At 62.4% G+C, this 26,259-nt stretch carries 31 protein-coding genes and 1 tRNA gene; 21 read left to right on the plus strand and 11 right to left on the minus strand.

Annotated features, from left to right (window positions below):
• The gene (locus tag LPB04_RS06030) at positions 1–1,158 is read right to left on the minus strand and encodes an iron-containing alcohol dehydrogenase (protein WP_193687828.1); all 1,158 of its coding nucleotides are present in this window, start codon (positions 1,156–1,158) and stop codon (positions 1–3) included.
• Between the two features lie 115 nt (positions 1,159–1,273).
• On the opposite strand from LPB04_RS06030, the gene LPB04_RS06035 reads away from it, so the two are divergent.
• The 14 genes from LPB04_RS06035 to LPB04_RS06100 all read left to right on the plus strand — a co-directional run bounded on the left by LPB04_RS06035 (position 1,274) and on the right by LPB04_RS06100 (position 14,267).
• On the plus strand, positions 1,274–2,044 hold the full coding sequence (locus tag LPB04_RS06035; RefSeq protein ID WP_193687829.1) for a sulfite exporter TauE/SafE family protein: 771 nt from the start codon (positions 1,274–1,276) through the stop codon (positions 2,042–2,044).
• 212 nt (positions 2,045–2,256) lie between these two features.
• Positions 2,257–4,197 (plus strand): tRNA uridine-5-carboxymethylaminomethyl(34) synthesis enzyme MnmG, encoded by a 1,941-nt coding sequence (gene mnmG / locus LPB04_RS06040; protein WP_193687830.1) that lies wholly within the window; start codon positions 2,257–2,259, stop codon positions 4,195–4,197.
• Positions 4,194–4,847: a 16S rRNA (guanine(527)-N(7))-methyltransferase RsmG gene (gene rsmG / locus LPB04_RS06045; protein ID WP_193687831.1), complete on the plus strand. Its 654-nt coding sequence runs from the start codon at positions 4,194–4,196 to the stop codon at positions 4,845–4,847. Before mnmG ends, rsmG begins: the two co-directional genes overlap by 4 nt.
• Before the next feature lie 98 nt (positions 4,848–4,945).
• Positions 4,946–5,716 carry a ParA family protein gene (locus LPB04_RS06050; RefSeq protein WP_193687832.1) on the plus strand — a complete coding sequence of 257 codons (771 nt, stop codon included), beginning with the start codon at positions 4,946–4,948 and terminating at the stop codon, positions 5,714–5,716.
• Positions 5,717–5,735: 19 nt separating this feature from the next.
• Positions 5,736–6,605, plus strand: coding sequence for a ParB/RepB/Spo0J family partition protein (locus LPB04_RS06055; protein WP_193687833.1), 870 nt, complete (start codon positions 5,736–5,738; stop codon positions 6,603–6,605).
• Between the two features lie 627 nt (positions 6,606–7,232).
• Positions 7,233–7,568 (plus strand): ATP synthase subunit I, encoded by a 336-nt coding sequence (locus LPB04_RS06060; RefSeq protein WP_193687834.1) that lies wholly within the window; start codon positions 7,233–7,235, stop codon positions 7,566–7,568.
• Position 7,569: 1 nt separating this feature from the next.
• Positions 7,570–8,400, plus strand: a complete 831-nt coding sequence (gene atpB / locus LPB04_RS06065) for a F0F1 ATP synthase subunit A (RefSeq protein ID WP_193687835.1) — start codon at positions 7,570–7,572, stop codon at positions 8,398–8,400.
• 87 nt (positions 8,401–8,487) lie between these two features.
• Positions 8,488–8,733, plus strand: a complete 246-nt coding sequence (gene atpE, locus LPB04_RS06070; RefSeq protein WP_036253157.1) for a F0F1 ATP synthase subunit C — start codon at positions 8,488–8,490, stop codon at positions 8,731–8,733.
• 74 nt (positions 8,734–8,807) lie between these two features.
• Complete coding sequence (locus tag LPB04_RS06075; protein WP_193687836.1) at positions 8,808–9,278, plus strand: F0F1 ATP synthase subunit B; 471 nt, start codon at positions 8,808–8,810, stop codon at positions 9,276–9,278.
• A gap of 2 nt (positions 9,279–9,280) precedes the next feature.
• A complete protein-coding gene (locus tag LPB04_RS06080) occupies positions 9,281–9,814 on the plus strand; it encodes a F0F1 ATP synthase subunit delta (protein WP_193687837.1) in 534 nt (177 codons plus the stop codon).
• Positions 9,815–9,889: 75 nt separating this feature from the next.
• Positions 9,890–11,431 carry a F0F1 ATP synthase subunit alpha gene (gene atpA, locus LPB04_RS06085; protein ID WP_193687838.1) on the plus strand — a complete coding sequence of 514 codons (1,542 nt, stop codon included), beginning with the start codon at positions 9,890–9,892 and terminating at the stop codon, positions 11,429–11,431.
• A gap of 69 nt (positions 11,432–11,500) precedes the next feature.
• Positions 11,501–12,376, plus strand: a complete 876-nt coding sequence (gene atpG / locus LPB04_RS06090; RefSeq protein ID WP_193687839.1) for a F0F1 ATP synthase subunit gamma — start codon at positions 11,501–11,503, stop codon at positions 12,374–12,376.
• 35 nt (positions 12,377–12,411) lie between these two features.
• Positions 12,412–13,818, plus strand: coding sequence for a F0F1 ATP synthase subunit beta (gene atpD, locus LPB04_RS06095; RefSeq protein WP_193687840.1), 1,407 nt, complete (start codon positions 12,412–12,414; stop codon positions 13,816–13,818).
• 26 nt (positions 13,819–13,844) lie between these two features.
• Positions 13,845–14,267, plus strand: coding sequence for a F0F1 ATP synthase subunit epsilon (locus LPB04_RS06100; protein ID WP_193687841.1), 423 nt, complete (start codon positions 13,845–13,847; stop codon positions 14,265–14,267).
• Positions 14,268–14,412: 145 nt separating this feature from the next.
• On the opposite strand, the gene LPB04_RS06105 is transcribed toward LPB04_RS06100, so the two are convergent.
• From LPB04_RS06105 to LPB04_RS06115, 3 genes are all read right to left on the minus strand, one after another.
• On the minus strand, positions 14,413–14,616 hold the full coding sequence (locus LPB04_RS06105; protein WP_193687842.1) for a hypothetical protein: 204 nt from the start codon (positions 14,614–14,616) through the stop codon (positions 14,413–14,415).
• Between the two features lie 66 nt (positions 14,617–14,682).
• Positions 14,683–14,829, minus strand: coding sequence for a hypothetical protein (locus tag LPB04_RS06110; RefSeq protein WP_193687843.1), 147 nt, complete (start codon positions 14,827–14,829; stop codon positions 14,683–14,685).
• 597 nt (positions 14,830–15,426) lie between these two features.
• Complete coding sequence (locus LPB04_RS06115; RefSeq protein ID WP_193687844.1) at positions 15,427–16,029, minus strand: peptidoglycan recognition protein family protein; 603 nt, start codon at positions 16,027–16,029, stop codon at positions 15,427–15,429.
• Between the two features lie 118 nt (positions 16,030–16,147).
• On the opposite strand from LPB04_RS06115, the gene LPB04_RS06120 reads away from it, so the two are divergent.
• Together LPB04_RS06120 and LPB04_RS06125 are read left to right on the plus strand one after the other, a co-directional pair.
• The gene (locus tag LPB04_RS06120; RefSeq protein ID WP_193687845.1) at positions 16,148–16,570 is read left to right on the plus strand and encodes a CoA-binding protein; all 423 of its coding nucleotides are present in this window, start codon (positions 16,148–16,150) and stop codon (positions 16,568–16,570) included.
• Between the two features lie 17 nt (positions 16,571–16,587).
• Positions 16,588–17,178, plus strand: a complete 591-nt coding sequence (locus LPB04_RS06125) for a glutathione peroxidase (RefSeq protein WP_193687846.1) — start codon at positions 16,588–16,590, stop codon at positions 17,176–17,178.
• Between the two features lie 17 nt (positions 17,179–17,195).
• Here the strand turns inward: LPB04_RS06125 and pabB are convergent, their stop codons facing one another.
• From pabB to LPB04_RS06140, 3 genes are read right to left on the minus strand one after another with little or no spacing between them, the layout of a single operon-like run.
• Entirely contained in the window at positions 17,196–19,025 is a 1,830-nt protein-coding gene (gene pabB, locus LPB04_RS06130; RefSeq protein ID WP_193687847.1) for an aminodeoxychorismate synthase component I, read from the minus strand.
• Positions 19,026–19,036: 11 nt separating this feature from the next.
• Positions 19,037–19,615, minus strand: a complete 579-nt coding sequence (slmA, locus tag LPB04_RS06135; RefSeq protein WP_193687848.1) for a nucleoid occlusion factor SlmA — start codon at positions 19,613–19,615, stop codon at positions 19,037–19,039.
• Between the two features lie 28 nt (positions 19,616–19,643).
• A complete protein-coding gene (locus LPB04_RS06140; protein WP_193687849.1) occupies positions 19,644–20,375 on the minus strand; it encodes a pyrimidine 5'-nucleotidase in 732 nt (243 codons plus the stop codon).
• A 25-nt stretch (positions 20,376–20,400) separates the two neighbouring features.
• Here LPB04_RS06140 and LPB04_RS06145 point away from each other — a divergent pair, with 25 nt between their 5' ends.
• Positions 20,401–21,285: a TraB/GumN family protein gene (locus tag LPB04_RS06145; RefSeq protein WP_193687850.1), complete on the plus strand. Its 885-nt coding sequence runs from the start codon at positions 20,401–20,403 to the stop codon at positions 21,283–21,285.
• An 8-nt stretch (positions 21,286–21,293) separates the two neighbouring features.
• Here the strand turns inward: LPB04_RS06145 and LPB04_RS06150 are convergent.
• Positions 21,294–21,368, minus strand: a tRNA-Thr gene (locus tag LPB04_RS06150).
• 40 nt (positions 21,369–21,408) lie between these two features.
• Complete coding sequence (gene argB / locus LPB04_RS06155) at positions 21,409–22,338, minus strand: acetylglutamate kinase (RefSeq protein WP_193687851.1); 930 nt, start codon at positions 22,336–22,338, stop codon at positions 21,409–21,411.
• A 170-nt stretch (positions 22,339–22,508) separates the two neighbouring features.
• Here argB and LPB04_RS06160 point away from each other — a divergent pair, with 170 nt between their 5' ends.
• A complete protein-coding gene (locus tag LPB04_RS06160) occupies positions 22,509–22,709 on the plus strand; it encodes a cysteine-rich CWC family protein (RefSeq protein WP_193687852.1) in 201 nt (66 codons plus the stop codon).
• 115 nt (positions 22,710–22,824) lie between these two features.
• Here LPB04_RS06160 and LPB04_RS06165 read toward each other — a convergent pair whose 3' ends face one another.
• Together LPB04_RS06165 and LPB04_RS06170 are read right to left on the minus strand one after the other, a co-directional pair.
• Complete coding sequence (locus LPB04_RS06165; protein ID WP_193687853.1) at positions 22,825–23,952, minus strand: extracellular catalytic domain type 1 short-chain-length polyhydroxyalkanoate depolymerase; 1,128 nt, start codon at positions 23,950–23,952, stop codon at positions 22,825–22,827.
• Between the two features lie 21 nt (positions 23,953–23,973).
• Positions 23,974–24,402 (minus strand): CopG family transcriptional regulator, encoded by a 429-nt coding sequence (locus LPB04_RS06170; RefSeq protein ID WP_407943881.1) that lies wholly within the window; start codon positions 24,400–24,402, stop codon positions 23,974–23,976.
• A 126-nt stretch (positions 24,403–24,528) separates the two neighbouring features.
• Here LPB04_RS06170 and LPB04_RS06175 point away from each other — a divergent pair, with 126 nt between their 5' ends.
• Genes LPB04_RS06175 through LPB04_RS06185 form a run of 3 tightly spaced genes read left to right on the plus strand, consistent with a single transcriptional unit; the run spans position 24,529 to position 26,206 of the window.
• Complete coding sequence (locus LPB04_RS06175; RefSeq protein ID WP_193687854.1) at positions 24,529–24,957, plus strand: thioesterase family protein; 429 nt, start codon at positions 24,529–24,531, stop codon at positions 24,955–24,957.
• Entirely contained in the window at positions 24,954–25,163 is a 210-nt protein-coding gene (locus LPB04_RS06180; protein ID WP_193687855.1) for a DUF1289 domain-containing protein, read from the plus strand. Before LPB04_RS06175 ends, LPB04_RS06180 begins: the two co-directional genes overlap by 4 nt.
• Positions 25,160–26,206, plus strand: a complete 1,047-nt coding sequence (locus tag LPB04_RS06185; RefSeq protein WP_193687856.1) for an MBL fold metallo-hydrolase — start codon at positions 25,160–25,162, stop codon at positions 26,204–26,206. Before LPB04_RS06180 ends, LPB04_RS06185 begins: the two co-directional genes overlap by 4 nt.
• The last annotated feature ends 53 nt before the right edge of the window (positions 26,207–26,259 follow it).

The raw sequence follows: 26,259 nt of genomic DNA on the forward strand, positions 1-26,259 counted from the left end.
CTATAAGGCGGCGGCGTAGATCGCGCGTGCGTCGGCACGCGTCAATTCTCTCGGATTGTTCCCCAGCAGGCGCGTCTGCAACATGGCGTCGTCCGCCAGCCGGTCCAGGTCGGCCTCCGCAATGCCTACATCCGCCAACCTGGTCTGGATCCCGGTGCGTAGCGCGATCTGTTGCATCGCAGCAATCAAGCCTTCGGTGCGTGCGGCGTGGCTGCCGCTGGCGCCCGGCACCACGATATCGGCCAGCTCGGCGTACAGGGGCGCCGCATGGGATGCATTAAAACGCAGCACATGCGGCAGGACGAGCGAATTCGACAGCCCGTGCGGCACATGGAAAATGCCGCCGATCGGGTAGGCGAGGGCGTGCACGGCGGCGACCGGCGCATTCGAGAAGGCCTGGCCGGCGAGGCAGGCGCCGAGCAGCATCGCCTGGCGCGCTTCCAGATTGCTGCCGGTTTCGACCGCCGTCATCAGGTTACTCGACAGCAGGCCGAGCGCCTGGCGCGCCAGGTTGTCGGACAATGGATTTTTCTTGTGCTTGCTCGTATAGGCCTCGATCGCATGCACCATCGCATCGATGCCGGTGGCGGCCGTCACCAGCGGCGGCAGGCCCAGCGTCAGCTCGGCATCGAGCAGGGCGAGGTCGGCATACAGCTGGGGAGCGACGACGCCCATCTTCGTCGTTTCTCCGGTCGTGACGATGGCGATATTGGTGACCTCGGAACCGGTGCCGGCCGTGGTCGGCACCTGGATCAATGGCAGCCGCTGACCCTTGACGTTGCCGATCCCGTAGATCTGGTGTAAAGGCTGGTCGCTGCCGGCCAGCACCGCCACCAGTTTCGCCACATCCATCGAGCTGCCGCCGCCGAAGCCGATGACGAGGTCGGTCTCGTGCTCGCGGGCAGAGGCTACCGCGGCGAGGACGATCTGTTCGGGCGGGTCGGCGACGACGTCGGAAAAAATGCGTACCGCGAGTCCCTGCGCTTCCAGGCTGGCGCGCGCGGGCTCGAGCAGGCCGGTGCGCAGGAAGCCGGCGTCGGTCACGATCAGGACGCGGCGGGTGCCTGGTAAACGTTCGGCGACGAGCTGGCCGAGGCGGGCGCAAACGCCCGGTTCCGAAACGATGCTGGCGACGGTGTTGAAGGCAAAGGCGGTCATGGTCGATCCCGAGTCGTGGAGCAAATAGCTTACACCAGAAACGGAACGCCGAGCCGCCAGGGCGCTGCCGAGTTGCCGTACAATTTCGCCTCCTTTAAAAAGTCGAAAAGCAGTCATGATGGATTTTATGTGGCTCGGCGGCGCCGCCTTTCTTGCCGGGCTGGTGGACGCCGTCGTCGGCGGTGGCGGCCTGGTCCAGGTACCCGCCATCTTTTCCTTCCTCCCGCGGGAAGCGCCGGCGACCCTCCTCGGCACGAACAAGCTGGCCAGTATTTGTGGCACGGGTGCGGCGGCGTTTAACTATTCGCGCCGCGTGCGCGTCGCCTGGAGCGCGGCGGCGCCGGCGGCGCTGGCCGCCTTTGCCTTGTCCTTTGTCGGCGCCTGGACCGTGACGCGGGTGCCGGGCGATTTCGTGCGCAGCCTGCTGCCCTTTATTTTGCTGGCGGTCGCGCTATATACCTTCCGCAAGAAGGACCTGGGGTCGGTGCACGCGCCGGTACACAGCGGCGCAGCGGAGCGCTGGTGGGCGGTCGGCATCGGCGCCGCCATCGGTTTCTATGACGGCTTCTTCGGCCCCGGCACGGGCAGCTTTTTGATTTTCCTGTTCGTGCGCTTTTTCGGTTTCGATTTCCTCAGCGCCTCGGCGGCAGCAAAGATCGTGAATGTCGCCTGCAACCTGTCGGCCCTGCTGTGGTTCGGCTACAGCGGTCACCTGCTGTGGCAGCTGGGACTGCTGATGGCGGTCTGCCAGATCGGCGGCTCGCTGGTCGGTACGCGGCTGGCGATCAAGCATGGCAGTGTCTTCGTGCGCAAATTGTTCCTGGTCGTGGTGTCGACCCTGATCGTCAAGACCGGCTTCGATGCCGTCGTACGTCTGGCCAGCTGAGTTGTTTCACGTGGAACAAAGCCGGGAAGCGCTCCGCGCCCCGGCTTTTTTTACGTCCGGCGCCGGGATTGTTCCACGTGAAACACAACTCGACAGCCACCCGACTGTGTTCCACGTGAAACAACATCCCCTGTGTTTTTTAGCCGCGCTGAGTTTGGGAACCCAAAAGATTCTATAATCGCGAATTAGACTCCTCGCCTCACACCTCCATCATGCTATTTCCAACTGAATTTGACGTGATCGTCGTCGGCGGCGGCCATGCCGGCACCGAGGCCGCGCTCGCGTCCGCACGCATGGGGCAGAAGACCCTGCTCCTTACCCACAACATCGAAACCCTGGGCCAGATGTCCTGCAATCCGTCGATCGGCGGCATCGGCAAGGGCCATCTGGTCAAGGAAGTGGACGCTTTAGGCGGCGCGATGGCGATCGCCACCGACGAATCCGGCATCCAGTTCCGCATCCTGAACTCCTCGAAAGGTCCGGCAGTGCGCGCCACCCGGGCCCAGGCCGACCGCATCCTGTATAAGGCGGCGATCCGCTCGCGTCTGGAAAACCAGCCGAATTTGTGGCTGTTCCAGCAGGCGGTCGACGACCTGATGGTCGAGGGCGACCGCGTCGTCGGCGCCGTCACCCAGATCGGCCTGCAGTTCCGCGCCCGTGCCGTGGTGCTGACGGCCGGTACTTTCCTCGACGGTAAAATCCATGTCGGCTTGCAGAACTACACGGCGGGCCGTGCGGGCGACCCGGCGGCCGTCTCGCTGTCGAGCCGTTTAAAGGAACTCAAACTGCCGCAGGGCCGCCTGAAAACCGGCACGCCGCCGCGCATCGACGGCCGCAGCATCGATTATTCGGTGCTGGCCGAACAGCCGGGCGACCTCGATCCGGTGCCCGTGTTTTCGTATATGGGCAATGCCGCGATGCACCCGAAACAGGTGCCGTGCTGGGTCACGCACACGAATGCGCAGACCCACGACATCATCCGCAACGGCCTCGACCGCAGCCCGATGTACACCGGCGTCATCGAAGGCGTCGGCCCGCGTTACTGCCCCTCGATCGAAGACAAGATCCAACGCTTCGCGTCGAAGGAATCGCACCAGATCTTCCTCGAGCCGGAGGGTTTGACGACGCACGAAATCTACCCGAACGGGATCTCGACCAGCCTGCCGTTCGACGTGCAGCTCGCCTTGGTACGCTCGATGAAGGGCATGGAAAACGCCTTTATTTTGCGCCCCGGCTACGCCATCGAATACGATTACTATGACCCGCGCGGCCTGAAATCGTCGCTCGAAACCAGGGCGATCAAGGGCCTGTTCTTCGCCGGCCAGATCAACGGCACCACCGGCTACGAGGAAGCGGCGGCCCAAGGGCTGTTGGCCGGCATGAATGCGGCCCTGCAAACGAAAGGCGAACCAGCCTGGACCCCGGGCCGTTCGGAAGCCTATCTGGGCGTGCTGGTCGACGACCTCACGACCCAGGGCGTGGCGGAACCGTACCGCATGTTCACCAGCCGCGCCGAATACCGTTTATCCCTGCGCGAAGACAATGCGGACATGCGCTTGACCGAAATGGGCCGCAAACTGGGCGTCGTCGGCGATGCGCAGTGGGCCGCGTTCGAGACCAAACGCGAAGCGGTGGCGCGCGAACTGGAGCGCCTGCGTTCGACCTGGGTCAACCCGCGCATCCTTGCGGCGGCCGAGTCGGAACGCGTCGTCGGCCAGGCGCTGGAACGCGAGTACAACCTGGCCGATCTGCTGCGCCGTCCGGGGGTCGAATACGCCACCCTGATGACGATGACCGGTGTCGAAGGCCAGCCGCTGGCCGGGCCCGGCGTTGCCGATCCTGCCGTGAAAGAGCAGGTCGAAATCCAGCTGAAATACGCCGGTTATATCGACCGCCAGGCGAAGGAAGTCGAGCGTCACGACCACTACGAAAACCTGAAATTGCCGGACAACCTGGACTACCTGGACATTGCCGCTCTGTCCTTCGAGGTGCGCCAGAAGCTCGATAAACAGCGTCCGGAAACCCTGGGCCAGGCTTCGCGCATCTCCGGCGTGACGCCGGCGGCCATTTCCCTGCTGCTGGTGCACCTGAAAAAACGCGGCGCCAAGGGGTTTACGAGTATCCCGGCAATCAATGAGGAGGCAGCACAGTGAGGGGTTTTGACCGCGAAAAATTGATGACGGTACTGAGCGACGGCATCGACGCCATGGATTTGCCGCTGTGGGCCGCCCAGCGCGAGCAGTTGATGGACTATCTCGCCTTGATGGCCAAGTGGAACGGCGTCTATAACCTGACTTCGCTGCGCGACCCGCTGCAGATGGTCACCCATCATTTACTGGATTCCCTGGCGGCGGTCCCAGCATTCAAGGATGCGAAAAACGTGCTCGACGTCGGCGCCGGCGGCGGCCTGCCCGGGCTGGTACTGGCGATCGCGCGGCCGGACATGAAAGTATCGCTGATCGACACCGTCCACAAGAAAACAGCCTTCCTGACGCAGGTAAAAGCGGAGCTGGGCTTGTCGAATGTCACCGTCTACACGATGAAAGTGCAGGACTTAAAAGCGGGACCTTTCGACGTCATCACCTCGCGTGCTTTTGCCGACCTCTCCGATTTCGTCAACTGGTCCGGGCACCTGCTGGCCGAGGGCGGGCAATTCATTGCCTTGAAAGGTACGGCGCCGGCCGAGGAGCAGGAAAGGCTGCCGCTGGAGTGGAGGGTGCGCGAACTACGCCCAATCAAGGTGGCGAAACTGGAGGCGGAACGGCACCTGGTTTTCATCGAAAAAGCAGCACAAACAACCTAACAATATAAATCGTTTATACCGTTTATATTTGATAAACCGAACCAACAGTTTATTTGATAAAAACGGTATGAACTGAAATGTCTCGTCCGAAGGAACAGATGGCAAAGATATTTTGTGTTGCAAACCAAAAGGGCGGCGTCGGCAAGACGACCACCAGCGTCAACCTGGCCGCCGGCCTGGCCAAGCTCGAGCAGCGCGTGCTGCTGGTCGACCTCGACCCCCAGGGCAATGCGACGATGGGCGCCGGCATCAACAAGGCCGACCTGGAAGCGTCCACCTACCAGGTGCTGCTGGGCGAGGCGGAAGTGACGGAGGCGCGCCAGCGTTCGGAAGCAGGGCGCTTCGATGTCCTGCCGGCAAACCGCGAGCTGGCCGGCGCCGAAGTCGAGATGGTGGAACTCGACAACCGCGAGCGCAGGCTGAAACACGCGCTGGCGAAGGTCGACGCCGACTACGATTTCATTCTGGTCGACTGCCCGCCGGCCCTCTCCATGCTGACCCTGAACGGCCTGTGCGCCGCGCATGGCGTGATCATCCCGATGCAGTGCGAGTACTACGCCCTCGAGGGATTGTCGGACCTGGTCAACACGATCAAGAAGGTGCATGCGAACCTGAACACGGATTTGAAGATCATCGGCCTCTTGCGCGTGATGTTCGATCCGCGCATGACCTTGTCCCAGCAAGTCTCGGCCCAGCTCGAGCAGCATTTCGGCGGCAAGGTCTTTAAAACGATCATTCCCCGCAACGTGCGCCTGGCGGAAGCGCCCTCGTATGGCGTGCCGGGCGTGACCTTCGATCCGTCCTCGAAGGGCGCGCAGGCGTATATCGCGTTCGGGGCCGAAATGGTCGAGCGCATCAAGACAATGTAATCTGAAAGAGTGATCCACAATGGCGACAAAAAAACTCAAGGGCCTCGGCCGCGGCCTGGATGCTTTGCTCGGCGGAGACATGGATGACGCACCGGCACCCGCCGGCGCGCCGTCCTCTTTATCCATCTCCCAGCTGCAGGCCGGCAAATACCAGCCGCGCACCCGGATGGACGAGGGCGCATTGAACGAACTGGCCGCCTCCATCAAAACCCAGGGGATCATGCAGCCGGTGCTGGTGCGTCCCGTGGATGGCGGGCGCTACGAGATCATCGCCGGCGAGCGCCGCTTCCGCGCGGCCCAGCTGGCCGGACTCGAGGAGATCCCGGTACTGGTGCGCGAGGTCGACGACCAGGCCGCCGCCGCGATGGCCCTGATCGAGAACATCCAGCGCGAGGACCTCAATCCCCTGGAAGAAGCGCAGGGCATCGCACGCCTGATTTCCGATTTCGATTTCACCCACGAGCAGGCGGCGAGCGCCGTCGGCCGCTCGCGCAGCGCCGTCTCGAATCTGCTGCGCCTGGTGAACCTGGCGCAGCCGGTGCAGACCATGCTGATGGCGGGCGATATCGACATGGGCCATGCGCGCGCTTTGTTGTCGGTGGACAACGCCAGCCAGATCGCCCTGGCCAGCCACGTCGTCGCGAAACGGCTGTCGGTGCGCGAAACGGAAAAGCTTGTGGCACGCGCACTGGAGGAGCAGGCGAGCTCGGCCACGCAACCGCGTCTGAAAGAAAAGTCGGGAGACATCGTCCGCCTGGAAGAAGAACTGTCGGACAAGCTGGCCACCCCGGTCGTCTTCAAGATGGGACCGAAGGGCAAAGGCCAGATGATCATTGATTTTGCCGACCTCGACATTCTCGAAGGGGTACTGGCGCGCCTGCGGGCCTGAGCATCATCGGCGCGCTTGTGGATAAACCTGTCGACAAGCGCGTGAACAAGGCTGTGTACGGTTGTGGAAAACCGGCGGACAAGCAGTGCATGACTGCAGGATAACTTTTTTACTTCACCGTACACCGCCGCAAGCCACGCCGTCCAAGTTACCTGCATGCAAGATAACGCAGTCGCGGCCGGGAAAGGTTCCACGCCGCGCTGTGGATAAGCCTGTACACAAGCTTGTCGACAGCTTGTGCATAGCCGGTGAGCAACCTAAACTCCCTTGGGCGAGGAGGGCGACGCACCAGAGCGGTGCGCCCGCTCCAGCCGCTGAGCAGCCTTCCTGTCGGCTTTCGATCTTCCCTGTCCGTACCCTTCCGACAACGCGGCCCGCTACCGCAAAACTACGGTAACGCGTCCTTCAGGTCGTCACATTCCTTCCGCCGTCCCTGCGTTTCCTGCTGCGAACTACCGCGAAAAACCCCGATTCGAGCAATATTTGTGTGACATTTTCACGTCTCGCGAAACGGCCGAACACAGCCGGAATCGTTTGACTCGCAAGCACGAAGGAACTTATAATCCCGCTGATTCATGTAATTACCACACCGTAACTCGGTTCCAACGGCCAGGGCAAAGAATAAAAATGTTACGCCTGGTCTCCCTGCAATTGATCGCAACGATAGTCGCCGGCGTCCTCGCTGCACTATTGGGGGGAAGGGCTGCGATGTTTTCGGCGGTGCTTGGCGGACTTTGCTGTGTCGTGCCGAATGCAATCATGGCGCTACGCTTGTTCGCCTCTACGAAAGCGGGCGGGGCCAACCCCTTCTCGTTTTTCATCTGGGAATTTATAAAGATCGGTTTAACGCTTGCCCTGCTGGGTGCAACTGCGTACTTGTACCGTGACCTGAACTGGCTGGCGCTACTCGCCGGGTTCATCGTGGCACTGAAAAGTTACATATTCTTATTATTTAGGCACTGATATGACGACAACCGTAGAAGGCGCAGCAAACCACGCGCCCACCGCATCAGAGTACATCCGGCACCACCTCGGCCACCTGTCGAATACGCACCAGAACGGTCCGGTCGACTTTTCCGTCATTCACTACGATACCCTGTTCTGGTCGATCGCCATGGGCGTCCTCGGCTGCCTGATCATGTGGATGGCGGCCCGCAAGGCGACCGCCGGCGTGCCGGGCCGCTTCCAGGCTGCCGTCGAAATGCTGGTCGAAATGGTCGAGAACCAATCGAAAACCATCGTCCACGGCGACCGCAGCTTCATCGCTCCTGCTGCCCTGACCGTGTTCGTCTGGGTCGCCCTGATGAACTCGCTGGACTTCCTGCCGGTCGACCTGTTCGCGGCTGCCTTCCGGGCGCTCGGCTTCGGCGAACCGCACCACCGCGTGGTCCCGACCGCCGACCTGAACGGCACCATCGGCATTTCGCTGGGCGTGCTGATCCTGATGCTGTACTACGGCATCAAGATCAAGGGCTTCGGCGGCTGGCTCCACGAACTCTTCGCAGCACCGTTCGGCATCTACATGGCGCCGTTCAACCTGCTGCTGAACATCATCGAATACGCAGCAAAAATGGTGTCGCTCGGTATGCGACTGTTCGGCAACATGTTTGCCGGTGAGCTGCTGTTCCTCTTGATCGCTTTGCTTGGTTCCACCGCTACCGTGTTCGGTTTCGCTGGCCAGGTGATTGCCGGCTCGATCTGGGCGATCTTCCACATCCTGATCGTGTTCCTGCAGGCATTCATTTTCATGATGCTGACGCTGGTGTACCTCGGTCAGGCCCACGAAGGCCACTGATCGGCGCCGCAAGCATCGAACAAGATAGTGGTTGTAACGAAGTTGTAGTTTTTAATCTAGTTTTTAAATTAACTTTTTGGAGTAATCATGACTGACGTTTCTTTTGTTGCACTGGCTTGCGGTTTGATCATCGGCCTCGGCGCTATCGGCGCATGTATCGGTATCGCTATCATGGGCGGTAAATACCTGGAAGCCTCGGCACGTCAGCCTGAACTGATGAACACCCTGCAGACCAAGATGTTCCTGCTGGCTGGTCTGATCGATGCGGCATTCCTGATCGGCGTTGGTATCGCCATGCTGTTCGCTTTCGCAAATCCGTTCACCCCGACCTAATCGGTCCGGAAGTCTGGTTTTGAAGGGCCGAACCATCGCGGTTCGGCATCCGTTTTTGTGAGAAGGGAAAAACCGTGAACCTCAACGCAACTCTGTTTGCACAGCTCGCCGTCTTCCTCGTCCTGGCGTTCTTCACGATGAAATTCGTGTGGCCGCCGCTGATGAAGGCACTCGACGAGCGCGCCGAGCGGATCGCCAATGGGCTGGCCGCCGCCGACCGTGGCAAGGCTGACCTGGCCGCTGCCGAAAAGCGCGTGCAGGCCGAACTGGCAACTGCCCGTGACGAAGGCCAGGCGCGCATCGCCGACGCCGAAAAGCGCGCCGCGATGATCATCGACGACGCCAAGAAGACCGCTGCTGAAGAAGCCGCCCGTATCGTCGCCAGCGCTCGCGCCGACGCCGAACAGCAAGTGACCCGCGTGCGCGAAGAACTGCGTGGCCAAGTCGCTGCCCTGGCAGTGCAAGGCGCCGAGCAGATCCTCAAGCGTGAAGTGAATGCAGAAGCGCACGCCGCCCTGCTGACGCAACTGTCGACCGAGCTGTAATCATGGCCGAACTCGCAACCGTCGCCCGTCCCTACGCCGAAGCGCTGTTCCGTGTCGCCCAAACCGGCGACATGGCAGCCTGGTCCGAACTGGTGTCGCAGCTGGCACAAGTCGGCGCCAACCCTGATGTGCAGGCGTTTGCCGCCAACCCGAAACTGACGTCCGCCGACCTCGTCGCAGCCTTGAGCTCGCTGGTCAAGGCCCCGGTCACCCCGGAGGCCACGAACTTCCTGACGATGCTGGCCGAAAACGGCCGCGTCAGCCTGCTGCCGGAAATCGGCGCGCAGTTCCAGGTGCTCAAAAATGCCCAGGCCGGCGCCGCCGACGCGGAAATCGCCAGCGCCTTCGCGCTGTCCGATGCCCAGGTGGCCGAGCTGGTCGCCGCGCTGGAAAAGAAATTTGGTCGCAAGCTCAACCCAACCGTTACGGTGGACCCGTCGCTGATCGGTGGTGTGCGCGTGCTGGTCGGTGATGAAGTGCTCGATACCTCGGTACGCGCCAAGCTGCAGCAAATGCATGCTGCGCTGACTGCGTAAGCGGAACTTCGCACTCTTTGCCGGCATCTCACGTCCTTGCCCTACGCATCAAGAAACTATTAGGAGTTAGCACTCATGCAACTTAATTCATCTGAAATCAGCGAACTGATCAAGAGCCGGATCCAGGGTCTGGAAGCGTCCGCTGACGTTCGCAATCAAGGCACGGTGATCTCCGTCGCCGACGGTATCTGCCGTATTCACGGTCTGTCGGACGTGATGCAGGGCGAGATGCTGGAATTCCCCGGCAACACCTTCGGCCTGGCGATGAACCTCGAGCGCGACTCGGTCGGTTCGGTCATCCTGGGTGCGTACGAGCACATCTCGGAAGGCGACACCGTCAAGACGACCGGCCGCATCCTGGAAGTGCCGATCGGTCCAGAACTGCGTGGCCGCGTGGTCAACGCACTGGGCCAGCCGATCGACGGCAAGGGTCCGATCAACACGACGCTGACCGCCCCGATCGAAAAGATCGCGCCAGGCGTCATCGCCCGTGAATCCGTCTCGCAGCCGATGCAGACCGGTATCAAGTCGATCGACGCGATGGTGCCGATCGGCCGCGGCCAGCGCGAGCTGATCATCGGCGACCGCCAGACCGGTAAATCGGCTGTCGCAGTCGACGCGATCATCAACCAGCGCGGCCAGAACGTCACCTGCGTGTATGTCGCAATCGGCCAGAAGGCATCGACCATCAAGAACATCGTGCGCTCGCTCGAGCAGCACGGCGCGATGGAGTACACGATCGTCGTCGCCGCTTCGGCGTCGGAATCGGCCGCCATGCAGTACATCTCGGCCTATTCCGGCTGCGCGATGGGCGAATACTTCCGCGACCGCGGCGAAGACGCGCTGATCGTGTATGACGATCTGTCGAAGCAAGCCGTGGCTTACCGTCAGATTTCCCTGCTGCTGCGCCGCCCACCAGGCCGCGAAGCGTATCCAGGCGACGTGTTCTACCTGCACAGCCGCCTGCTCGAGCGCGCAGCCCGCGTGAACGCCGACTACGTCGAGAAGTTCACCAACGGCGCCGTCACCGGCAAGACCGGTTCGCTGACCGCCCTGCCGATCATCGAAACGCAAGCGGGCGACGTCTCGGCCTTCGTGCCGACCAACGTGATTTCGATTACCGACGGCCAGATCTTCCTGGAGACCTCGCTGTTCAACGCCGGTATCCGTCCTGCGATCAACGCCGGTATTTCGGTCTCGCGCGTCGGTGGCGCTGCCCAGACCAAGGTCATCAAAAACCTGTCGGGCGGTATCCGTACCGACCTGGCGCAGTACCGTGAGCTCGCTGCGTTCGCGCAGTTCGCATCGGACCTGGACGAATCGACCCGCAAGCAGCTGGACCGTGGTGCGCGCGTGACCGAGCTGCTCAAGCAGCCGCAGTACTCGCCGCTGCCGATCTCGCTGATGGCCGCATCGCTGTTCGCCGTCAACAAGGGCTACTTCGACGACATCGAAGTCAAGCAAGTGCTGTCCTTCGAGAACGGCCTGCACGGCTACCTGAAGACCAAGCAGGCTGCGCTCCTGTCGAAGATCGAAGAAACCAAGCAACTGGACAAGGACAGCGAAGCAGCACTCGCCGCCGCCATTGCTGATTTCAAAAAATCCGGCGCATTTTAATTCATGAAATGAAGGATCCGGCATCGCCTGTTCACAGGCGATGCCGGTGACCGGAAGGAGTAAGGACTCATGGCAGTAGGCAAAGAGATTCGTGGCAAGATCAAGAGCGTAGAGAATACGAAGAAGATCACCAAGGCGATGGAAATGGTCGCCGCATCGAAAATGCGCAAGGCGCAGGATCGCATGCGCGCCGCCCGTCCCTACAGTGAAAAAGTTCGGAACATCACCGCCAATCTGGCCGGCGCAAATCCGGAGTACACGCACGTCTTCATGGCGCAAGCCAAGCACGTGCAGGCAAAAGCTGTCGGCTTCATCGTCGTCACGACCGACAAGGGTCTGTGCGGCGGCATGAACACCAACATCCTGCGCCAGGTGACGCTCAAGTCGAAGGAACTGGAAGCGGCGGGCAGCCGTGTCGAGGCAGTCGCCATCGGCAACAAGGGCCTGGGCTTCCTGAACCGCGTCGGCGTCCCGATCGTGTCGCATGCGACGCAGATCGGCGACACCCCGCACCTGGAAAAGCTGATCGGCCCGATCAAGGTCATGCTCGACGCATACCAGGATGGCCAGCTGGACGCGGTCTACCTGTGCTACACCAAGTTCATCAACACGATGAAGCAGGAACCGATCGTCGAGCAGCTGCTCCCGTTGCCAGCGAAACACCTGGAACAGGAGAAGGGCGCCATCTCGTGGGATTACATCTACGAGCCGGAAGCGCAAGTCGTGATCGACGAACTGCTGGTGCGGTATGTCGAGGCCCTGGTCTACCAGGCCGTCGCGGAAAACCTGGCGTCCGAGCAGTCGGCACGCATGGTCGCGATGAAGGCGGCAAGCGACAACGCAGGTAGCGTCATCGGCGAACTGAAGCTGGTCTATAACAAGACCCGTCAGGCAGCGATTACCAAAGAACTCTCCGAGATCGTCGCCGGTGCGGCAGCGGTCTAAACGACAAGAATTTAACTATATCTGAAGGAACGAACATGGCTGATGGCAAAATCGTTCAGTGTATCGGCGCAGTGGTTGACGTGGAATTCCCGCGTAATGCCATGCCGAAAGTGTACGACGCACTGAAAATGGAAGGCTCCGCACTGACCCTGGAAGTGCAGCAACAGCTGGGTGACGGCATCGTCCGTACCATTGCGCTGGGCAGCTCGGAAGGCCTGCGTCGCGGCATGATCATCCAGAACACCGGCGCACCGATCATGGTCCCGGTTGGCGTCGCCACCCTGGGTCGCATCATGGACGTGCTGGGTAACCCGATCGACGAATGCGGTCCGGTCAGCAACGAGCGCACCGCCTCGATCCACCGCGCGGCACCTGTCTACGACGAACTGTCGCCATCGCAAGACCTGCTGGAAACCGGCATCAAGGTCATCGACCTGGTCTGCCCGTTCGCCAAGGGCGGTAAGGTCGGCCTGTTCGGCGGCGCCGGCGTGGGCAAGACCGTCAACATGATGGAACTGATCAACAACATCGCCAAAGCGCACTCGGGTCTGTCCGTGTTCGCCGGCGTCGGTGAGCGTACCCGCGAAGGTAACGACTTCTACCACGAGATGGCCGATGCCAAGGTCGTCGACCTGGAAAATCCGGAAAACTCGAAGGTCGCGATGGTCTACGGCCAGATGAACGAACCACCAGGCAACCGTCTGCGCGTCGCGCTGACCGGCCTGACGATGGCCGAAGCCTTCCGTGACGAAGGTAAAGACGTTCTGTTCTTCGTCGACAACATCTACCGCTACACCCTGGCCGGTACCGAAGTCTCGGCACTGCTGGGCCGTATGCCGTCGGCGGTGGGTTATCAGCCTACCCTGGCCGAAGAGATGGGCCGCCTGCAAGAGCGCATCACCTCGACCAAGACCGGTTCGATCACCTCGATCCAGGCCGTCTACGTCCCTGCGGATGACTTGACCGACCCGTCGCCTGCCACTACCTTCGCCCACCTGGATTCGACCGTCGTTCTGTCGCGTGACATCGCCTCGCTGGGTATCTACCCTGCGGTCGATCCACTGGACTCGACCTCGCGCCAGCTGGACCCGCTCGTCGTCGGCCAGGAACACTACGAGACGGCCCGCGCCGTCCAGGGTACCCTGCAGCGCTACAAGGAACTGCGCGACATCATCGCGATTCTGGGCATGGACGAACTGGCTCCGGAAGACAAGCTGGTGGTGGCACGCGCGCGCAAGATGCAGCGTTTCCTGTCGCAGCCGTTCCACGTCGCTGAAGTCTTTACTGGCGCCCCAGGCAAGTACGTTTCGCTGAAAGACACGATCAAGGGCTTCAAGATGATCGCATCGGGCGAACTGGACCACATGCCGGAGCAGGCGTTCTACATGGTCGGCACCATCGAAGAGGCGATCGAAAAAGCCAAGAAGCTGGCTGCAGGCTGATCGCGTCTTCCACCTGAAGGACACACATGGCAAACACAATTCACGTTGACGTGGTCTCGGCCGAAGCGCAGATCTTCTCCGGCGAAGCGACCTTCGTCGCGTTGCCGGGTGAAGCGGGCGAGCTGGGTATCTACCCGAAGCACACCCCGCTGATCACGCGGATCCGCCCGGGCGCGGTGCGCATCGAGAAGGCTGATGGCGGTGAAGAGTTCGTCTTCGTCGCCGGCGGTATCCTCGAGGTGCAGCCGAACGGCGTGACGGTCCTGGCCGACACCGCGATCCGCGGCGCCGACCTGGACGAGGCAAAGGCGCAAGCGGCCAAGCAGGCCGCCGAAGAGCTGATGCAGTCGCAGGACTCGCAGATCGACTACGCGAAAGCGCAAGCCGAACTGGCGTCTGCCATCGCCCAGCTGGCGGCAATCGCCCGCCTGCGGTCGAAAGGCCGCTAAGTCTTCAAGTCGTTCGCAACACAGCAAAAAGGCAGAGCTTCGGCTCTGCCTTTTTTTTATTCGCCGGCTCCCGTCCGGAAACCGGTATGCGATTCAGGTGTCCCGGAGTGCGGCCTCGGCAACCGCACGGCGCGCGCCGACTGCGCTAATGCGTCGCCTTGTATAACATCCCACCCAGTTTATAGCCGAGGTCGAGCGCCGCGCCCCCCAGTGCGACGACGGCGGCGGCTGCGGCGACGGCGGGATTTCCGCCTGAAACATCCTCGATTTCAAGATCGTTCAATTCGACCATCGCCATCGGATAAGCCGGCTGTAATGCGGCGGGCTGTAGTTCGGTTCGCGTATTCATTGTTATATTCCTTTCGTGTGGGCGAAGAGGCCTGGCGCGCCAGCGCGTCATGCCGTAAAACCGGTTTTATTTCTGCTGCTTCTTCTTGGATTCGTCCATCCATCCCGCCGCCGCGCCGATCACGATCAGCACCACGACGACCACTACCACTGCCGCTGCTCCGGCACCGCCACCGGCAACCTCATCAATTTCGTAATTAGTCAGCTCTTGCATGTTCCGTTCCTTTCGTCGATTAGATCAGTGCAGCATGCGATAACAAAGGGCGCCCAGTTGTCTACCGAAATCCAGGGCCTGATTCAAGGTAAAAAGGCAAACAAAAGAAATGATGATGACCCGGACATAGGAAGGTAGAGAATTGGCCAAACCATGGACTTCCTGAATTAAATTACTCATGCGGACTTCGATCCGTTAAGTTGAAATTCCGGCGCTTTATGCGTAGTCGATCGGATGCGGGTGTAAAGCGCTCGGGCCATGACACGGCGCGGCGACCACGCCTTCCCGGACAAACAGCGCAGGATGGGCGGCATCTGGGCCGTGACGTACAAATGAAGGCGTCTCATCTGTATGAATGGCCAGAATAGGGGAGTGTCAAAGTTTTAACTTGGTCGCGCTCAAGCCGGTCACAGCGCAGGCGGGGCGCCGACCTGAAGCGAAGTCGGGCTATGGAATTGTCAAGCTTTGTGCTTGATCAGGCTCGTATTCACGGGTAGGAAGGCAGAAACGATCAGGCAATTAAATGACAAGCATAAAGAGTGAAATGCGCTTGCGTTTTCGCTTCATAAAAATGTGAATATACGCGCCGGAATACCGTCAGCGCGGCGAATGCAGGCGCTGCGCGACCCGCTCTTTAAAATACCCGCCCTGCACATAATGGTATAAATGCGCGCCCGGGCAGACGGTCTTGTCCGAATAATCGCGGTGGCTGGCGATGTTCTCGACCGGCACCTTGTACTTCTGCGCCAGCATCGCCATCACATTCACCACCGCATCGAGTTGCGCCTGGTTCGGTTCGACTTCCTCGAAATTGCCGACCACCTCAATCAAGGCGTGGCCGCTCGGGTCGTACTCGGTATTCGTGTCGCCCGCATAGGCGATGTCGCGCCCCGCATAGACCCGTCCTTCGAGGTCGATGATGTAATGGTAGGGAATATCCAGCCAGCCTTTGCTGTTGCGCGACCAGGCCTGCAGCTTGCGCAGGTACTGGCGCGGGTCGGTCCCTGGTGTGAACGGTTCGCCCTGGTGGTGCAGGGTGATGTGGGTGATCGTGTGGCGCCGCGCTTGCGCCGGATCGGCCGGGGTGCCTCCCCAGTCGGCCACCGTCACGACTACTGGATCGTTCGACGCCGGCCTGGTGGCGCAGCCGCTGGAGGCCAGCGCCAGGAAGAGGGCGGCAACAAGAGAAGAGGTTTTCATGGACGAATCCGGCTTTAGGAAGCCGCCATCTTTTCACAGCGGCAGGCTGCATGCAAACACGCGGCGCACGATGCAAACCTGTTAAGCTAACGTCGATCCCTGACTACCGATTACGCCCATGAGAACGATCGCCCAAATCCTCAACGACAGCAAGACCATCGCCATTGTCGGCCTCTCGAACAAACCCGATCGTGCCAGCTTCGGCGTGGCCGAATACCTGCAAGGGCAGGGCTACCGCATCATTCCCGTCAACCCGGCGTATGCGGGCGAGGAGATCCTGGGCGAGAAAGTGTATGCCAGCCTGCAGGAAGCGGCCGACGCGCTGGCGCCGAGCGGCACCCGGATCGACATCGTCGACTGCTTCCGCAAGCCGGAAGACATCCCGCCGCTGGCGCGCGACGCGATCGCAATCCGCGCCGGCTGCCTGTGGATGCAGCTCGAGATCGAGAACCAGGCTGCGGCCGACCTGGCGCGCGCCGCCGGCCTCGATGTCGTCATGAACCACTGCCTGAAAATCGAACACCGCAAGCTCAACGCCTGATTTTAAATGGACCGACCATGCTGAAAACTGCCCTGACCCTTTCTCTGCTGGCTGCCGCGGCAACGAGCAGCGCCCAACAACCCACAGGCGTCGTCAATCCCCGTCCGCTCGTCGCAGCCACGCCGGCGCCGGCCAGCTGCCCGGCCCTGCTGAAACAGAGTTTTAAACGCCTGCAGGACGAAGCGCCGCAGGACCTGTGCCAGTACGCCGGTAAAGTGGTGCTGGTGGTGAACACGGCCAGTTATTGCGGCTACACCAAGCAGTACGAGGGCCTGGAAAAGTTATACGCGAAATACAGCCCGCGCGGGCTGGTGGTGCTCGGCTTCCCGTCCAACGATTTCAAGCAGGAAGCGGCCAGCACCAAGGAAATCGCCGACCTCTGCTACAACACGTATGGCGTGAAATTCCCGATGTTTGCCCCGACCGTCGTGAGCGGCGCCAACGCCAATCCGCTGCACGCGGCGCTGGCGAAACAGACCGGCAAGGAACCGAAATGGAATTTCACGAAATACCTGATCGGCCGTGACGGCAACGTGATCGCGCACTACCCGAGCAAGGTGACGCCGGACGATCCGGACCTGCTGAAACAGATCGAAGGCGCCCTGTAAGCGCCGGCGGCGGCGTCTCAGGCGCCGTCGCGCCGCTCGAGTTGCGCCAGCAGCGGGCCGCGCAGCGCATTGCAGACCACGATCCCTTCCGCCTTCTCGAGCATCTCGCGCGTGATGACGCGCTCGCGCGCAGCCCAGGCGGGCGCGCCCAGCATGATCGTGCGCATCACGCCCGGCAGCAGGCCGCAGGACAGGGGCGGCGTGTACCAGCGGCCGTCCAGGCGCACGAACACATTGCTGCGCCCTCCCTCCGTCAATTCCCCGCGCTCGTTGAAGAACAGGGCGTCGAAGGCGCCTTGCGCCTCGGCGGCGCGCCAGGCGGCGTCGTAGCGGCTGCGCACCGAGGTTTTATGGCGCAGGAAGACGTCGCTTGACTGCGTGGTCGACTCGGCCAGCACGACGCGCACCGGCTCGGTGAGCGGAGAAAGCGGAGCCGACGCAAGCGCGAGTGCGCCCTGGGCATCAAGCGACAGGCGCAGGCGGTGGATGCCGCCCTCTGGCGGCAAGCCGAGGCAGGCGTCGACCACGAGGGTATGCGCCGCCCTCGCATCGAAGGCCAGGCCGAAATAGGCGGCCGAGGCGCCGATTCTCGCCAGGTGCAGGTCGAGGTGGCGCGGGCCGTCCTGCCACGACGCCTTGATGGTCTCGAACAGCTCGAATTTGTTCGCCAGCCCGGTCAGGAAGCGCGCTTTTAATTTGCACTCGGCATACTCTGCTTGCGGATCGCTGTCGAACACGATACCGGCGCCGACGCCAAGTTCTCCGCGCCGCACGCCTTCTCCGGGCCCGAGCGCCAGCGTGCGGATCGGTACCGACAAACAAAAGTCGCCGAAGGGACGCGTGTCCTGTGGCGGATCGAACCAGCCGATCGCGCCCGTATAGATTCCTCTCGGGTCGGCTTCGAGTTCATCGATGATTTCCATCGTCCGGCGCTTGGGGGCGCCCGTGATCGAGCCGCAGGGGTACAGGGCGGCGAACAGCTCGTTCAATGTCAGGTCCTCGCGCAAGCGCGCCTGCACGGTGGAGGTCATTTGCAGCACGGCGCCGAAGCGCGTCACCTCGAACAGTTTGGGGACGGCCACGCTGCCGGTGCGCGCCACGCGTCCGAGGTCGTTGCGCAGCAGGTCGACGATCATGAGGTTTTCGGCGCGGTTCTTCGGGTCGAGCGCGAGCGCGGCGGCGCGTTGCGCATTCGTCGTCTCGTCCCCGGCGGCCGGCGCCGTGCCCTTCATCGGGCGCGCCAGCAGCGTCTCTCCCGTGCAGCGCACGAACAGCTCGGGCGAGAACGACAGCACGGCGCCGCCGTCGGGCAATCCGATCATGGCGCCGTAGGGCACCGGCTGGCGCGCGCGCAGGCGCTGGTACAGGGAGAACATGGAACCGAAGGCGTCGAAGCGCAGGCGGTAGGTGTAATTCACCTGGTAGGTGTCGCCGGCGGCGATGTAGTCGCGGATACGCTCGATGGCCTCCGTAAAACGCGCTTCGTCGACATTCGCTTCGATCGCGGCGACGCCGGCCGGGGTGTCGCCCGCGGCGCGGGTCGTGATCCAGGCCTGCGCTGCGGCCGCCGTCAGGTGCTCGCAGCGCTCGAACAGCAGCACCTGGGCCAGCGCACCCGGGAGGGGTTTGCAAGGAATGCCGAGCAAGTGCGCGCCCAGTTCATAGCTGAGCAGGGGCACGGCATACAGGCCGCGCGCCAGGGCCGCCTGCAGCTCGTCCAGCACGCCGTTCCAGCCAGCCGCATCTTTGCAGCTCAGGGTGCCGGCGTGGCCCGTGTACAGGCGCGAGCGCGCCTGCGCATGCCCCTCCGCGCTCGCATCGTCGAGCAATGCAAAGACCGTGTCCATGACCGCCTGCGTCAGGCTGCCAACAGGAGCGACAATTGTACGTCCGTCCCCTCGGCCGGGTTCTGGCGGAAGCCGCTCTTGGCGTAGCGGTGCCAGCGCCCGGTCACATAGCTTACCAGCAGGCTGGCGCGGGCCGCGACGTCGTCCTCGACGCCGTGGCCCTGGGTGACGGCCAGGCGCAGGGCGCCCTTGCAGGCCAGCTCGATCCGGTCATAAAAGCCGTTCATGCGTGCCTGCAGGCGTTCGTCTTCGCCGACCAGGGCGTCGCCGATCAGGAGCCGCGTCATGCCCGGATTGTTCGCGGCAAAGGCGAGCAGCATTTGCAGCATCGCGTGCAGCTGGTCGACGCCCCGCTCTTCCTTCTCCGTGATCTGGTTGATCACGCCGAACACGCTGGACTCGATGAACTCAATCAGCCCCTCGAACATTTGCGCCTTGCTGGCGAAGTGGCGGTACAGCGCCGCTTCCGATACCGATAGCCGCGCCGCCAGCGCCGCGGTGGTGATTTTTTCACCTTTCGGCTGCTCGAGCATGGCCGCCAGGGCCTGGAGGATTTGCAGTTTACGCTGGCCTGGCCTGGTGCTTGCCATGGGATCCCGAAAGAGTAATTGGATAAATTTAGCGGAGCCGCTGCAGGCGCTTCGGCAGCTGGCGCACGGATTTTACTTTGACATCGACGTAGTTTGGGAGAATCAATCGGCGGGGCCGCATTTGCGCCAGCGTGCTGGCCTCGTTCCGGCGCAGGTATTGGGTCACCCATACCGTGCGCAGGCCCAGCTGTTTGGCGCTTTTCAGGTTCACCAGCGTGTCTTCGACCAGGATGCAGTCGCGCGCCGCCACGCCATGCCTGCGCAGCAGGCGCGACAACATCAGCTTCGACGGTTTCGGTCGCAGCTGGCGGTGCACGTGCATCTGCTCGATCGCGATGTGATGCGCGAAATGGCGCTGCAGGCGCAAATGGCGCATCACGTGCGTCGAATAATCGCGCGGCGCATTCGTCAGCAGGATTTTACGGCCGGGCAGGCGCTGCAGCAGGCGGCCCAGGCCCGTCTCCGAGCGCATCATCGCGCGCAGATCGTGCAGATCGTGGGTCTGGCTCAGGAAGTCGGCGGCGCAAACGCCATGGTGGCGCATCATGCCGAGCAGGGTGGCGCCATATCGCTTCCAGTAGCCGAGGCGCGCGGCATCGACCCGTGCCTGCGTCACCGGCGTGACGCCGTCCTCGAGCACGCGCGCGATATACGTGTTCATGTTGGCGCTGATGGCCGGGAAGATCGCGTGTGAAGCGTCGTGCAGGGTATTGTCCAGATCGAATAGCCAGACGGGGGAGGCGGGGATATGATTCGGCACGTTGAACGATGACAGGAGAAGTAAATTGCGACGTCCGATTATAGTGGCCTTCCTCGGCTTGTTCCTGATGGCGTGTCAAGCGCTGGCCGCCGAGCGCGGCGCGCTGTTCAAGGTGAGCGCGAAGGGCCATAGCTTGTACCTGTACGGGACCATCCATGCGGGCAAGCCCGGCTACTATCCGCTCGAGCCGCGCATTCGACAAGCGCTGGCGGGCGCGCCCACGCTGGCGCTGGAAGTGGACACGATGCGCGATCCTGGCGCCGTGGACGCGGCGTTTCGCGAGCATGGCTTGTTTACGGCCGACAGCGCCGGCTATGCGGGTCTGGCGCCGGAACGGCGAAAGCGTATCGAAACGGCCTTGACGCAGCAAGGCATCAATCCGGCGGGCGTGGCGCAATTCAAGCCCTGGATGCTGGCGGCGGTGCTCGCGCTGGCGGACCTGGCGAAGCTGGGCTACGACCCGGAACTGGGCGTGGACGCGCACCTGGCCACACTCGCGCGCGGCAAGACGCGTATCGTCGAACTCGAGTCAGTGCAATACCAGGCGGCGCTGCTGGACCGGCTGCCGATCGAGGCGCAGTGGAGCTTGCTCGAAGAAACGCTGGCCTACATGGCGTCGGGGCGCTTGTTGCGCGAGACGCGCGACCTGTTCGACGCCTACGAGCGTGCCGACCAAAAAGCACTCGACGATATTGCCCATCGCATCGAGACCGACGACAGCCTGAACGGCAAGTTCATCCGGGAGGTGGTGCTGGCGGAACGCAACGGACCGATGGCCGATAAACTGGCGGCGCTGCTGGCGCGCGAAAACAATGCGGTGGCCGCGGTCGGTTTATTGCACCTGCTGGGGAAACGGGGCGTACCGGAGCTGTTGCGCCAGCGCGGTTTAAGGGTGGAACGGGTGTACTGAGGGGGAGGTGGTGCCCTTTACGTGGATTGAACACGTGGCCTCTCCCTTACCAAGGGAGTGCTCTACCACTGAGCTAAAAGGGCGGTACTGATATGGCGGCATGGACGCCGCCACAAGATTTTTTTAGTGCGAGCGGATCATAGTGCCAAAAGCCTGTTCGGTCAAGACTTCCAGCAACAAAGAGTGCTCGATGCGGCCATCGATGATGTGCACGGTGTTCACGCCGGACTTGGCGGCATCGAGTGCCGACGAGATTTTCGGCAGCATGCCGCCCGAGATCGTGCCGTCTTCGAACATCTCGTCGATTTCGCGCGCCGACAGGTCGGTGACCAGCTTGCCTTCCTTGTCCTGCACGCCGGCGATGTTGGTCATCATGATCAGCTTTTCGGCTTTTAGAATTTCCGCAATCTTGCCGGCGACGACGTCGGCATTGATGTTGTAGGCCTGCCCGTCCTGGCCGAAGCCGATCGGCGAGATGATCGGAATAAAAGCGTCGTCCTGCAGCGCTTTCACGACGGCCGGATTGATCGCCTCGATCTCGCCGACAAAGCCGATGTCGAGGAACTCGCCCGGCTTGTCGCGGTCGGGCATCGACATTTTGCGAGCACGGATCAGGCCGCCATCCTTGCCGGTCAGGCCGACTGCCTGGCCGCCGTAGTGGTTGATCAGCATGACGATGTCCTGCTGCACTTCGCCGCCCAGCACCCACTCGACCACTTCCATGGTCTCTTCGTCGGTAATGCGCATGCCTTGCACGAAGGTGCCTTGCTTGCCGATTTTTTTCAGGGCGTTGTCGATCTGCGGACCGCCGCCGTGCACCACCACCGGGTTCATGCCCACCAGTTTCAGCAGGATGACGTCGCGTGCGAAGCCGTGCTTCAGGCGTTCGTCGGTCATGGCATTGCCGCCGTATTTGATGACAATGGTCTTGCCGTGGAAGTTGCGAATATAGGGAAGCGCCTCGGCCAGGATCTGTGCCTTGATCTGCGGCGACACCGCGGTCAGGTCACTCGATGGGTCCTCGGTCTTCAGGCTGGTCACGTGAGCGTTCATGGGGAGTCCGAAATGAATGTGGCGGAGATTTTACAGGCAACACGGGCGCCCTTGTGGGCATTCTATGGCGCTTTTGTTGTATTTTATGGTGTAACAGGGTCGGGATCGCTGCCGATGAATGCTTCTACGATATTACACATGACGAATAATTCCTGTCGCAAGGCTGCGCCATGAGCGACTGTACCCGTTGCGGCGCCGCCTTCGGCTGCGCCATGGCCGATGGGGGTGATGCGCCCTGCTGGTGCACGACGCTGCCGCCGGTGGTGCCGGTACCCGGCATCGACGCCGGCTGCTGGTGCCCGGCCTGCCTGCGTGCGCACATCGCCGAGACGGCGCGACCGGCCTCCGAAAAGTTCCCGGCCGCCGATTGAGGCGCACCGGTCGCGTGCGGTGCGTGCAGGCGCATCATCTGCCTGTCGAGCCGACCTTTGAATCATACGCCGGCGCCGGGCCGCATGAAGCGGCCGGCATGCCATGCCGTCAGTCTCAACGGTGGGTACTGAAGAAACGCATCATTTCGCGGCTGGCGTCCGGCCCCTTGCCGTCGGTATAGCTGCCGCGGGCGCTGCCGCCCGACCAGGCATGGCCGGCGCCGTGGATGACCCAGTGTTCGCCGTGGACCTTGCCGTCGGCGCGCTTGTGCATGGTGCGGGTAAAGGCGTGGCCGTCCGGTACCTGGCCCGGCTCGACCGCCATGCCGGCAGCGGCGTCGCGCGCGTGCACCATGAGCTCGTCGCCATTGGTCGGGTGCACGGTATGGTCCTGGTCGCCGTGGAAGACGATGATCGGGATCGCGCGCGGCGGCCGCTTGCCGTCGGCGCGCTGGCGCTGGAGTTGACCTTGCATCGCGGCCAGGGCCGACGGCAAATCCTTGGCCGAGGCGAAGGGCAGGCCGGAGTGCACGCCGACGGCTGCGTACAGGTCGGGGTACAAGGTGCCCATGATGGTGGCCATGGCGCCGCCGGCGGACAGGCCGGCCACGTACACCTGGGCCGGGTCGATGCGGTATTTGTTCATGATCTCGCGGGTGATGCCGGCGATGATCGAGGGTTCGCCCTGGTCGCGCTTCTGGTCGACGTCGTTGAACCAGTTCCAGCAGCGCGAGGAATTGGCCTGGCGCGATTGCGCCGGATAGACGACCAGGCAACCGGTTTCTTCGGCCAGCGCGTTCATTTGCGTGCCGAGGGCGAAGTCGTCCGGATCCTGGGTGCAGCCGTGCAGCATCACGACGAGCGAGGCCGGCTTGTCCGCGGTGTCCGTGTAACTGCTCGGCACGTACAGTTTATAACTGCGGGTGCCGGCGGCATTCGTGAAACTGCCTTCGCTGAAGGTGCCGGGCAAGGCTTCTGCCGGTTCGTTGGCGGCGGCGGCGCCCCCGCCGAAGGTGCGGCTCAGTTCGGCGAGCATGTCCGGCACGTCGGACGGGGTGCGCAAGTGGGCCATGCCGTTCGCCTGCGACAGTCCCTGCATCTGCGCCTGGGCCGCCTGGGTCATGGCCGAGGCGTTTTTCAGCGCGTCCTGGATCACCTTATTGGTATCGATCTGGGGCTTCTTGATCAGGTTACGGGTGGCGGCACGCATTTGCGTGAGCAATTTATTATTCATGAGTTTCATTTGGCTTTCCTTGTATGCGCTTTAAAGTATGCGCTCTGCCAATGCGGCCTTGATGGCGCTGCTTGCATGCAGTGCTCCCAGGACCGAAATCGATTCAATGGTGGCCAGGGCCAGTTCGACCGTGACGTCGCTGGCGATGCTGGCCATGCCGAGCACCTGGATCTGCAGCCGGATACCGGCCTGTTGCGCCGCTTCCAGGTCGGCGCGCGAATAGTGGTGCATCCCGAGCACGAGACTGCGGCGCGCCACGGTTTGCCGGACCACGTCCGCATGGGTATTCAATTGGTTGCGAATGGCTGTGCGGATCAGGTCGGTCCGGTTGCTGTAAAAGCCTTCACTCACCAGCAAGTCGATCTGGCCCAGGTCGATCATGCCGAGGTTGATCGTGATCTTTTCCGAGTCGACCAGCTTCGGTTTCGCTTCATTCGTCGTCATCAGTTCACCGCGCATGCCTTACACCCTCCTTACAAACCATCTGGATACCATCCACATGGATGGTGAAATCAGGTGCCAAGTCTACGCGACTGAAGCTTGAGGTCAAGCGCAATTCGATTGAATCGGGTACTCTATTTCTCCATGAGTCCAGAATTACAACCCGGCCTGCGCTTCGCATGGCAGTACACGGTGTCGCCGCGCGCGACCGTCCCGCAGCTGTATCACGACACCCCGTTCTGTCTCGACATGCCGGACGTGCTCGCCACCGGCTACATGGTCGGCATGATGGAACTGGCCTGCGTCCACGGCATGCTGCCCTTCCTCGACTGGCCACGTGAACAGAGCTTGGGGACCATGGTCAATTTTCAACATCTGGCGCCGACGCCGCCCGGCATGACCCTGCGCATCGAAGGCGAAGTCATTCAAGTCGACGGCCCGCGCGTACGTTTTAAAGTGCAGGCCTGGGACGAGCAGGAGCGTATCTGCGAAGGCACGCACGAGCGTTGCGTCATCGATCGGGACCGTTTTAATGGACGCGTCGCGAAAAAGCGGAGGACTGCAATCGTATGAGCCCGCTCTCGTCTCCCGAACTGCAGACCCCGGTTCCCTCCCCCTGCATCAGCCTGTGCGAGATGGACGGGCAGAGCGGCCTGTGCCGAGGCTGCCTGCGCACGATCGATGAGATCGTTGCCTGGGGCAGCGCCAGCGACGAGGTCAAACGCGCAGTCTGGATGGAGATCCGGCGCCGCGAAGCAGACCTGGATTTCGGCGCATGACCCGTTCCCTGCCTGCCACGATGCGCGTCTTCGAGCGCGGCTGGCTGTCGTCGAACAATGTGTTGTTTATCGGCGAAGAGACGGCGCTGGTCGATAGCGGCTATGTGACCCACGCGCCGCAGACGCTGGCGCTGGTACGCCATGCGCTGGGCGGGCGGCCCTTGCACCGCCTGTTGAACACCCATCTGCATTCCGATCACTGCGGCGGCAATGCCGCGCTGCAGGCGGCGTATGGCTGCCACACGGCGATTCCCGCCGCCGAAGGCGTCAAAGTCGCCGCCTGGGACGAGGATGCGCTGAGTTTCCGGGCCACCGGACAGCAATGCGCGCGGTTTACGTTCGACGCGCTGCTGGCGCCGGGGCAAAGCCTGGAACTGGGCGATATGGACTGGGAAGTGCTGGGCGCGCCCGGCCACGATCCGCATGCATTATTACTGTTCTGCGCGCAGGAGGGGATCCTGATCGCGGGCGACGCGCTGTGGGAAAACGGCTTCGGGGTGATTTTTCCGGAACTGGCAGGCGAACCGGGATTTAATGAAACCCGCGCGACGCTGGACCTGATCGCCACGCTCGACGCGCGCATCGTCATTCCCGGCCATGGCCGCATGTTTGCGGATGTGGCCGGCGCACTGCAACGCGCCTGGTCTCGGCTCGATTATTTATCGAGCGCGCCGCAGCGCAATGCCGAGAATGCGATCAAGGTGCTCGTCAAATTCCTGCTGCTCGAGCGGCAGCGGGTGGCGCTGGCGGACCTGCCGGGGCTGCTGGCGTCGATTCCGATGGTCGGGAGTGCGCTGCGGCAGATGGATCTTGCCTCCCTCGCGGCTGATCAGACGCTGCTTGAACGCGTGGGCAGCGACGCTGCCCGCCCTGCGGCGCTTGCGCAGAGCGGCAGGGTGGGCGGGTCCCCCGCCCACGCGTTCAACGAACGCTTGCCTGCCACGTCATTCGAGCCCTACCTGAGGCTGGCCAACTGGGCCATTTCCTCCCTGCTGCGCGCGCAAGCCGCCCGCATCGATGGCAATTTCCTGGTCGACGCCTGATTTAGAGCCGCCGATCTAGCACGATCGTGCTTTTATTCCCCGATAGACCCTAT

The sequence above is a fragment of the Massilia litorea genome, assembly GCF_015101885.1.
In the GTDB taxonomy this organism is placed as follows: Bacteria; Pseudomonadota; Gammaproteobacteria; order Burkholderiales; family Burkholderiaceae_D; genus Telluria; species Telluria litorea.

What these genes read in the sequence shown, in the direction of transcription:
- LPB04_RS06105 (WP_193687842.1), bottom strand. Translation starts at nt 14,616, where the DNA reads ATGAATACGCGAACCGAACTACAGCCCGCCGCATTACAGCCGGCTTAT.
- atpE (WP_036253157.1), top strand. Translation starts at nt 8,488, where the DNA reads ATGACTGACGTTTCTTTTGTTGCACTGGCTTGCGGTTTGATCATCGGC.
- slmA (WP_193687848.1), bottom strand. Translation starts at nt 19,615, where the DNA reads ATGGCAAGCACCAGGCCAGGCCAGCGTAAACTGCAAATCCTCCAGGCC.
- LPB04_RS06055 (WP_193687833.1), top strand. Translation starts at nt 5,736, where the DNA reads ATGGCGACAAAAAAACTCAAGGGCCTCGGCCGCGGCCTGGATGCTTTG.
- LPB04_RS06035 (WP_193687829.1), top strand. Translation starts at nt 1,274, where the DNA reads ATGATGGATTTTATGTGGCTCGGCGGCGCCGCCTTTCTTGCCGGGCTG.
- LPB04_RS06180 (WP_193687855.1), top strand. Translation starts at nt 24,954, where the DNA reads ATGAGCCCGCTCTCGTCTCCCGAACTGCAGACCCCGGTTCCCTCCCCC.
- LPB04_RS06080 (WP_193687837.1), top strand. Translation starts at nt 9,281, where the DNA reads ATGGCCGAACTCGCAACCGTCGCCCGTCCCTACGCCGAAGCGCTGTTC.
- LPB04_RS06115 (WP_193687844.1), bottom strand. Translation starts at nt 16,029, where the DNA reads ATGAAAACCTCTTCTCTTGTTGCCGCCCTCTTCCTGGCGCTGGCCTCC.
- LPB04_RS06110 (WP_193687843.1), bottom strand. Translation starts at nt 14,829, where the DNA reads ATGCAAGAGCTGACTAATTACGAAATTGATGAGGTTGCCGGTGGCGGT.
- LPB04_RS06170 (WP_407943881.1), bottom strand. Translation starts at nt 24,402, where the DNA reads ATGCGCGGTGAACTGATGACGACGAATGAAGCGAAACCGAAGCTGGTC.
- LPB04_RS06120 (WP_193687845.1), top strand. Translation starts at nt 16,148, where the DNA reads ATGAGAACGATCGCCCAAATCCTCAACGACAGCAAGACCATCGCCATT.
- LPB04_RS06160 (WP_193687852.1), top strand. Translation starts at nt 22,509, where the DNA reads ATGAGCGACTGTACCCGTTGCGGCGCCGCCTTCGGCTGCGCCATGGCC.
- LPB04_RS06100 (WP_193687841.1), top strand. Translation starts at nt 13,845, where the DNA reads ATGGCAAACACAATTCACGTTGACGTGGTCTCGGCCGAAGCGCAGATC.
- atpG (WP_193687839.1), top strand. Translation starts at nt 11,501, where the DNA reads ATGGCAGTAGGCAAAGAGATTCGTGGCAAGATCAAGAGCGTAGAGAAT.
- pabB (WP_193687847.1), bottom strand. Translation starts at nt 19,025, where the DNA reads ATGGACACGGTCTTTGCATTGCTCGACGATGCGAGCGCGGAGGGGCAT.
- LPB04_RS06175 (WP_193687854.1), top strand. Translation starts at nt 24,529, where the DNA reads ATGAGTCCAGAATTACAACCCGGCCTGCGCTTCGCATGGCAGTACACG.
- LPB04_RS06185 (WP_193687856.1), top strand. Translation starts at nt 25,160, where the DNA reads ATGACCCGTTCCCTGCCTGCCACGATGCGCGTCTTCGAGCGCGGCTGG.
- LPB04_RS06125 (WP_193687846.1), top strand. Translation starts at nt 16,588, where the DNA reads ATGCTGAAAACTGCCCTGACCCTTTCTCTGCTGGCTGCCGCGGCAACG.
- LPB04_RS06030 (WP_193687828.1), bottom strand. Translation starts at nt 1,158, where the DNA reads ATGACCGCCTTTGCCTTCAACACCGTCGCCAGCATCGTTTCGGAACCG.
- argB (WP_193687851.1), bottom strand. Translation starts at nt 22,338, where the DNA reads ATGAACGCTCACGTGACCAGCCTGAAGACCGAGGACCCATCGAGTGAC.
- atpB (WP_193687835.1), top strand. Translation starts at nt 7,570, where the DNA reads ATGACGACAACCGTAGAAGGCGCAGCAAACCACGCGCCCACCGCATCA.
- LPB04_RS06165 (WP_193687853.1), bottom strand. Translation starts at nt 23,952, where the DNA reads ATGAAACTCATGAATAATAAATTGCTCACGCAAATGCGTGCCGCCACC.
- LPB04_RS06060 (WP_193687834.1), top strand. Translation starts at nt 7,233, where the DNA reads ATGTTACGCCTGGTCTCCCTGCAATTGATCGCAACGATAGTCGCCGGC.
- atpA (WP_193687838.1), top strand. Translation starts at nt 9,890, where the DNA reads ATGCAACTTAATTCATCTGAAATCAGCGAACTGATCAAGAGCCGGATC.
- atpD (WP_193687840.1), top strand. Translation starts at nt 12,412, where the DNA reads ATGGCTGATGGCAAAATCGTTCAGTGTATCGGCGCAGTGGTTGACGTG.
- mnmG (WP_193687830.1), top strand. Translation starts at nt 2,257, where the DNA reads ATGCTATTTCCAACTGAATTTGACGTGATCGTCGTCGGCGGCGGCCAT.
- LPB04_RS06050 (WP_193687832.1), top strand. Translation starts at nt 4,946, where the DNA reads ATGGCAAAGATATTTTGTGTTGCAAACCAAAAGGGCGGCGTCGGCAAG.